General features: G+C 70.6%; 7 protein-coding genes. 5 read left to right on the forward strand and 2 right to left on the reverse strand.

Translation table 11 applies throughout. The annotated features are described in order from the left end of the window. On the forward strand, positions 1-414 hold a 414-nt coding region (locus PLL68_RS11335; RefSeq protein WP_324534151.1), incomplete at its 5' end, for an STAS domain-containing protein. Between the two features lie 128 nt (positions 415-542). Further along, positions 543-2,612: an ethylmalonyl-CoA mutase gene (locus tag PLL68_RS11340; protein ID WP_324534153.1), complete on the forward strand. Its 2,070-nt coding sequence runs from the start codon at positions 543-545 to the stop codon at positions 2,610-2,612. A gap of 39 nt (positions 2,613-2,651) precedes the next feature. Here the strand turns inward: PLL68_RS11340 and PLL68_RS11345 are convergent, their stop codons facing one another. Further along, entirely contained in the window at positions 2,652-3,230 is a 579-nt protein-coding gene (locus PLL68_RS11345) for a type 1 glutamine amidotransferase domain-containing protein (protein WP_324534155.1), read from the reverse strand. Between the two features lie 132 nt (positions 3,231-3,362). Between PLL68_RS11345 and PLL68_RS11350 the strand changes: the two genes are divergently transcribed. Further along, complete coding sequence (locus tag PLL68_RS11350; protein ID WP_324534157.1) at positions 3,363-3,662, forward strand: hypothetical protein; 300 nt, start codon at positions 3,363-3,365, stop codon at positions 3,660-3,662. Positions 3,663-3,746: 84 nt separating this feature from the next. Here PLL68_RS11350 and nucS read toward each other — a convergent pair whose 3' ends face one another. Next, entirely contained in the window at positions 3,747-4,442 is a 696-nt protein-coding gene (gene nucS, locus PLL68_RS11355; protein ID WP_324534159.1) for an endonuclease NucS, read from the reverse strand. A gap of 67 nt (positions 4,443-4,509) precedes the next feature. Here nucS and PLL68_RS11360 point away from each other — a divergent pair, with 67 nt between their 5' ends. After that, entirely contained in the window at positions 4,510-4,950 is a 441-nt protein-coding gene (locus PLL68_RS11360) for a hypothetical protein (protein ID WP_324534161.1), read from the forward strand. A gap of 77 nt (positions 4,951-5,027) precedes the next feature. After that, a partial coding sequence (locus tag PLL68_RS11365) for a 3-hydroxyacyl-CoA dehydrogenase family protein (RefSeq protein WP_324534163.1) occupies positions 5,028-6,796 on the forward strand: 1,769 nt, incomplete at its 3' end.

A 6,796-nucleotide genomic window follows, 5' to 3' on the forward strand; every position in this document is an offset into this window, starting at 1 on the left:
CTAATGGAGCAACGCAAACCGAAGGGTGGGGGTGAAGCCGTGACGGACCGGGTGAGCAGTGTGGTGACCATCACCGAGTACCAGGACGAGCACGGTTGGCATGTCGCCCTGCGCGGCCGGGTCGACGTCCGCACGGCCGCTGACCTGCGGCTCGCGCTGCACCGCCTCATCGCGGCCGGGAGCACCCCGTTGCTGCTCGACCTCGCCGAGGTCCATGTCGGGGATGCCACCGGGTTCGGGCTCATCGTCGAGTGCCAGCGCCGCGCGCGCCGGGCCGGTCGGCAGGTGCACGTCGTCGCGGCAGATGCCCGCACCCAGCGACTGCTGCGGCGTGCCCGGTTGGGCTCGCTCCTCGGCCCCTCGCTCGACTGCTCGGTGCCGGAGCGGCACACGATGGCCATCGCGGTCGGCTGACCGGCACCTTTCTGACTCGCAGCGCTTGACGACGCCGACCATCGGCCGCGTCACCGCGGCGTCGGTGTGGGCACTCTCACCGTGCCCGCGCCTATCCGGGCCCGGCAGCCGCGGCTAGCGTTCGACGCATGCCCGAGAGCACCGACGCCAGCAGGCCACCTCGCGACCGACCGTGGGTCATGCGCACCTACGCCGGCCACTCCAGCGCCGCCGCCAGCAACGCTCTGTACCGGCGCAACCTCGACAAGGGCCAGACGGGGCTCTCCGTGGCCTTCGACCTGCCGACCCAGACCGGGTACGACCCCGACCACGTCCTGGCGCGCGGCGAGGTGGGCAAGGTCGGCGTGCCGATCTCGCACATCGGTGACATGCGGGCGCTCTTCGCCGACATCCCTCTCTCGCGGATGAACACCTCCATGACCATCAACGCCACCGCCATGTGGCTCCTCGCGCTCTACCAGGTCGCCGCGGAGGAACAGGCCGAAGCGGCGGGCGAGGACCCGGCATCCGCGGTTCGTGCCCTCGCGGGGACCACCCAGAACGACATCATCAAGGAGTACCTGTCGCGGGGCACCTACGTCTTCGCGCCCGGCCCCTCGCTGCGCCTCATCACCGACATGGTGACGTACACCGTCACCGACATCCCCAAGTGGAACCCGATCAACATCTGCAGCTACCACCTGCAGGAGGCCGGCGCCACGCCCGTGCAGGAGATCGCCTACGCCATGTGCACGGCGATCGCCGTGTTGGATGCCGTGCGCGACTCCGGTCAGGTCCCCCCGGAGCGCTTCGGTGAGGTCGTCGCGCGGATCTCGTTCTTCGTCAACGCCGGCGTGCGCTTCGTCGAGGAGATGTGCAAGATGCGCGCCTTCGTCCAGCTCTGGGACGAGCTCACCCGTGAGCGCTATGGCGTCACCGACGACAAGGCGCGGCGCTTCCGTTACGGGGTGCAGGTCAACTCGCTGGGCCTGACCGAGGCGCAGCCCGAGAACAACGTGCAGCGGATCGTGCTGGAGATGCTCGCCGTGACGCTCTCCAAGGACGCCCGCGCCCGCGCCGTGCAGCTGCCGGCCTGGAACGAGGCGCTCGGCCTTCCGCGCCCGTGGGACCAGCAGTGGTCGCTGCGCATCCAGCAGGTGCTCGCCTACGAGTCCGACCTGCTCGAGTACGACGACCTGTTCGAGGGCTCGACGGTGGTCGCGGCCAAGGTCGCCGAGCTCGTCGAGGGTGCCCGCGCCGAGATCGACAGGGTGCAGGCCATGGGCGGCGCCGTCCCCGCGGTCGAGGGCGGCTACATGAAGTCCGAGCTCGTCGCCTCGCACTCGCGGCGCCGTCAGCGCATCGAGCTCGGCGAGGACGTCGTCGTCGGGGTCAACGCGTTCGAGACCACCGAGCCCAACCCGCTGACCGCTGACCTCGATGCCGCCATCCAGTCGGTGGACCCCGGGGTCGAGGCCGCGGCCGTGGCCGCCGTGCGAGCCTGGCGCGACGAGCGTGACGCCGATCCCGCGCGACGAGAGCGGGCGGCATCCGCCCTCGCGAGGTTGAAGGCCGACGCAACCAGCGACGTGAACCTCATGGCCGCGACCCTGGAGTGTGCGCGCGCGGGCCTGACGACGGGGGAGTGGGCCGGCGCGCTGCGCGAGGTGTTCGGTGAGTTCCGTGCTCCGACCGGCGTCAGCGGGTCGGTCGGCGTCGGCGCCGGGTCAGCGGCGCTCACCGACGTGCGGGCCAAGGTGGCCGGCCTCAGCGAGGAGCTCGGCGAGAAGCTGCGCGTGCTCGTCGGCAAGCCCGGGCTGGACGGCCACTCCAACGGGGCCGAGCAGGTGGCGGTGCGGGCTCGTGATGCCGGGTTCGAGGTCATCTACCAAGGCATCCGGCTCACCCCTGAGCAGATCGTCGCGGCCGCCGTGGCCGAGGACGTGCACCTGGTGGGCATCTCGATCCTGTCGGGCTCGCACATGGAGCTCGTGCCCGAGGTGCTCGACCGTCTGCGCGAGGCCGGCGCCGGCGACGTGCCGGTGATCGTCGGCGGCATCATCCCCGAGGCGGATGCCGTGCGCCTGAAGGCGCTCGGTGTCGCAGAGGTGTTCACGCCCAAGGACTTCGGGCTCAACGACATCATGTCGCGGTTCGTCGACGTCATCCGCGTGTCGCGCGGGCTCGCCGCCGACGCAGCCGCGCCCGCCCACGCCTGAGGCGTGGGCGGGCCGCCACCGGGGCGGCTCGGCGGTCGCTCAGGCGGTCACGGACGACGACAGGGCCGCGGTCAGCGCGCGGGTGAACGCCGGGATGTCGTCGGGGTTGCGGCTGGTGATCAGGTTGTCGTCGACGACGACCTCCTGGTCCTGCCAGGTCGCACCCGCGTTGCGCAGGTCGGTCTGCAGGCTCGGCCACGAGGTGACCGTGCGGTCGCGCACGACGTCGGCCTCGACGAGCGTCCAGGCCGCGTGGCAGATCGCGGCAACCGGCTTGCCGGACTGCACGAACTGGCGCACGAAGGCCACGGCATCGGAGTCGGTGCGCAGGGCGTCCGGGTTGGCGACGCCGCCGGGCAGCACCAGCGCCGCGTAGTCGGCGACCTCGGCGGAGGACACGGTGAGGTCGACGTCGAAGACGTCACCCTTGTCGAGGTGGTTGTAGGCCTGCACCGTGCCTTCCTGGGTCGAGATGAGAACCGGCGTGGCGCCGGACTGCTCGACGGCCTGCCAGGGGCCGGTCAGCTCGACCTGCTCGATGCCCTCGGTGGCGACGAGGAAGGCGACCTGCTGGGTCGTGCTCGTCTGGGTGGTGCTGTTGTCGGTCGTGCTGGTCATGGTGGTGTCCTCTCGGTCCGACGTGTTGACGGCGCCGGTTGGCGCCGGTGGGACAACCGGAGCCCTCCCCACGTCATTCCCCGCTGAGCCGTGTGGCCCACGGGCGTCGACGGTGGGGGTAGCGTGCCGAGCATGGCTCTGCACTGTGCTGCGACCCTGGTGCTCGTGCCGGTCGGCACGGTGCCGGACGACGCGGCCGGTAGTGGTGCCGTGGTGGTGGGTGCGCTCGCGCCGGGGGCCGACGTCGTCGAGGAGCTGCAGGCCGTGGCCGACCTGCACCGGGGTGAACGGGTCGTGGTGCCTCTCGCCCCCGGCCACCTGACCGCCGTGCACGAGCACCTTGGCAGAGCACCCGGGCTCTGCGACGACGTGGTGGTCCTGGAGATCGGCGACGACGGCTGGGCGCTGATCCGCCCGGGGACTGACCGGTAGGGCGGGGCGTACCTCGGGTGACCTGTTGGTCGATTCAGGTACGCGGGGCGGCCGCTCACTGCGGTGGGTCGGCCCGGCATCCGCTCAGAAGAGGCGGTGCTCGCTGTTGTCGACACCCTTGAGCTCGTCGTAGTCGAGCACGACACAGCGGATGCCGCGGTCCTCGGCGAGCGTGCGCGCCTGCGGCTTGATCACCTGGGCCGCAAAGACACCGGTCACCGGAGCCAGGTGCGGGTCACGGTTCATCAGCTCGAGGTAGCGGGTCAGCTGCTCCACCCCGTCGATGTCGCCGCGCCGCTTGATCTCGATGGCGACCGTGCCGCCGCGACCGTCCTTGCACAGGATGTCGACCGGGCCGATGGGGGTCATGTACTCGCGGCGGGTGAGGGTCCAGCCCTCGCCGAGGGTGGTGATGTGCTCGGCGAGCAGCTTCTGCAGGTGCGCCTCGACGCCGTCCTTGACCAGGCCGGGATCGACACCGAGCTCGTGGGCGCTGTCGTGGTGCACCTCGTGGATCTTGACCCTCAGCCGGTCCTCCGACTTCGCGTGCTGCACGACCCAGACGGCCGTGACGCCCTCGGCGGCCTCGGTCTCGTCGGGGGTGACCTCGGCCATCGCGCACGGTGGCGACATCCAGTTCAGCGGCTTGTACGAGCCCCCGTCGGAGTGCACGAGCACCGAACCGTCGGCCTTGACGAGCAGCAACCGGGTCGCCAGCGGCAGGTGGGCGGTCAGCCGCCCGTCGTAGTCGACGCTGCACGTCGCGATCACCAGTCGCACGATCGGTCACCCTACCCATTGCCCGGGCCGCCCTGGGCAGCGCACACTTTTCCTTGAGGTGAGGCCGATGAGGGCAGCTCTGCTCCTGGGATTCCTCCTCGTGCTGCCCGGAGCATGGTTCATCGCCACCGGTGAGGGGCTTCGCTGGTTCGCCGGTGGGGAGCGCCCGCGACTGCTGCGCCCCCTGCTGGCACGACTGGACCCGTGGATCGAGCGGATGGACCGCGAGCGCCGACGGTTGCTCGGGCGTCGACCGCCGGAGCCGGTCCCACCCGTGCTCATCACCCTCGAGCTGCGACGGCTCGAGGCCGAGATCCGCAAGGTCGAGAACGGGGACGCACCGCACCAGGCAGCCCGGCTGCGGGCCGTCCTCGCGGCCTACGACCAGGTGCTGCTCCAGCTGTGTGAGCGGTTGGACGTGCCGACCGACGTCGGGATGCCGCCCCTGCCCTCCCAGGACCGGCTCGCCATCGAGGCCGAGCTGGTCGCGGCCGGTCACGACTGGTGACTCACCGGATCGGGGGTAAGGAGCGTCACGCTGCGAGGGGGTCGTGACTCCCTCGCCCCTCTGACAGGATCGCGGACATGACGCGTGACTTCTCCACTGTTGGTGTGATCGGGCTCGGGACGATGGGTGCGGGGATCGTGGAGGTGTTCGCCCGCAACGGGATCGACGTCGTCGCGGTCGAGGTCGACGGCCCGGCCATCGAGCACGGCAAGGCCGTTCTCGGGGGGAGCACCGGGCGCGCGCTGGCCCGCGGCAAGATGACGCAGGAGGAGCACGACGCGCTGCACTCGCGGGTCACGTTCACGAGCAACCTCGGGGACCTCGCCCCCTGCCAGCTCGTCGTCGAGGCCGTGCCGGAGCACTTGGACCTCAAGAAGGAACTGCTCGGCAAGGTCGACGAGGTGGTCTCCGCCGACGCGATCCTCGCGACGAACACCTCGTCCCTGCCGGTCACCGAGATCGCCGTCGCGACGAAGAACCCCAAGCGCGTCGTCGGCATGCACTTCTTCAACCCCGCCCCGGTGCAGCAGTTCGTCGAGGTCATCCGCACCGTCATCACCGCCGACGACGTCTTCGAGGACGTCAAGGCGCTCGCGGAGCGGCTGGGCAAGAAGCCGGTCGTCGTCGGCGACAAGGCCGGCTTCATCGCCAACGCGCTGCTCTTCGGCTACCTGAACCACGCCGTCTCGATGTTCGAGAGCCGCTACGCCACCCGCGAGGACCTCGACGCCGCGATGCGCTTCGGCTGCGGTTACCCGATGGGCCCGCTCGCGCTGCTCGACCTCATCGGCCTCGACACGGCATACGAGATCCTCGACACGATGTACAAGCAGGGCCGTGACCGCCTGCACGCGCCGAGCCCCATCATCAAGCAGATGGTCAGCGCAGGCATGCTCGGCCGCAAGAGCGGTCGGGGGTTCTACACGTACGAGCAGCCCGGTTCGCCGCAGGTCGTCGCGGACGCCAACACCCCGGCTGGCGGTCCCCCCGCGGGCGTCACCCTGCGGTCGGTGGCCACGGTCGGTGTGGTCGGCTCCGGGACGATGGCGACCGGCATCATCGAGGTGTTCGCCAAGGCCGGGTATGCCGTGACGTTCGTGGCGCGCGGCGACGACAAGGTCGCCGGGGTGCACACCGCCCTGGCGCGCAGCACGTCGCGCGCGGTCGAGAAGGGCCGGATGACCGCCGAGGACGCCGAGGCGATGCTCGGACGGGTCAGCGGCGCCACCGACCGCGAGGCGCTCGCGGACGTCGATCTCGTCGTCGAGGCCATCGCCGAGGACCTCGAGATCAAGCAGCAGCTCTTCCGCGACCTCGACCGCATCTGCAAGCCGGGTGCCATCCTCGCGACGACGACGTCCTCGCTGCCGATCATCGACTGCGCCAAGGTGACCTCGCGTCCGCAGGACGTGATCGGCATGCACTTCTTCAACCCGGCGCAGGTCATGAAGCTCGTCGAGGTCGTGCACACCGTGACGACTGCACCCGACGTGATCGCCACGGTGCAGGACCTGTGCGCCAAGGTCGGCAAGGTGGCCGTGACCTGCGGCGACCGCTCCGGCTTCATCGTCAACGCGCTGCTCTTCCCCTACCTCAACGACGCGGTGCGCATGCTCGAGGCCAACTACGCCTCGGCCGACGACATCGACACGGCGATGAAGGCGGGCTGTGGGCTGCCGATGGGGCCCTTCGAGCTGCTCGACGTCGTCGGCCTCGACGTGTCCCTGGCCATCGAGCGTGAGCTGTACACCGAGTTCCGCGAGCCGGGCTATGCGCCGGCGCCGCTGCTCGAGCACCTCGTGACCGCCGGCTACCTGGGGCGCAAGACCGGGCGCGGGTTCCGCAC

Source organism: Ornithinibacter sp., assembly GCF_035443565.1.
Classification (GTDB): domain Bacteria; phylum Actinomycetota; class Actinomycetes; order Actinomycetales; family Dermatophilaceae; genus Fodinibacter.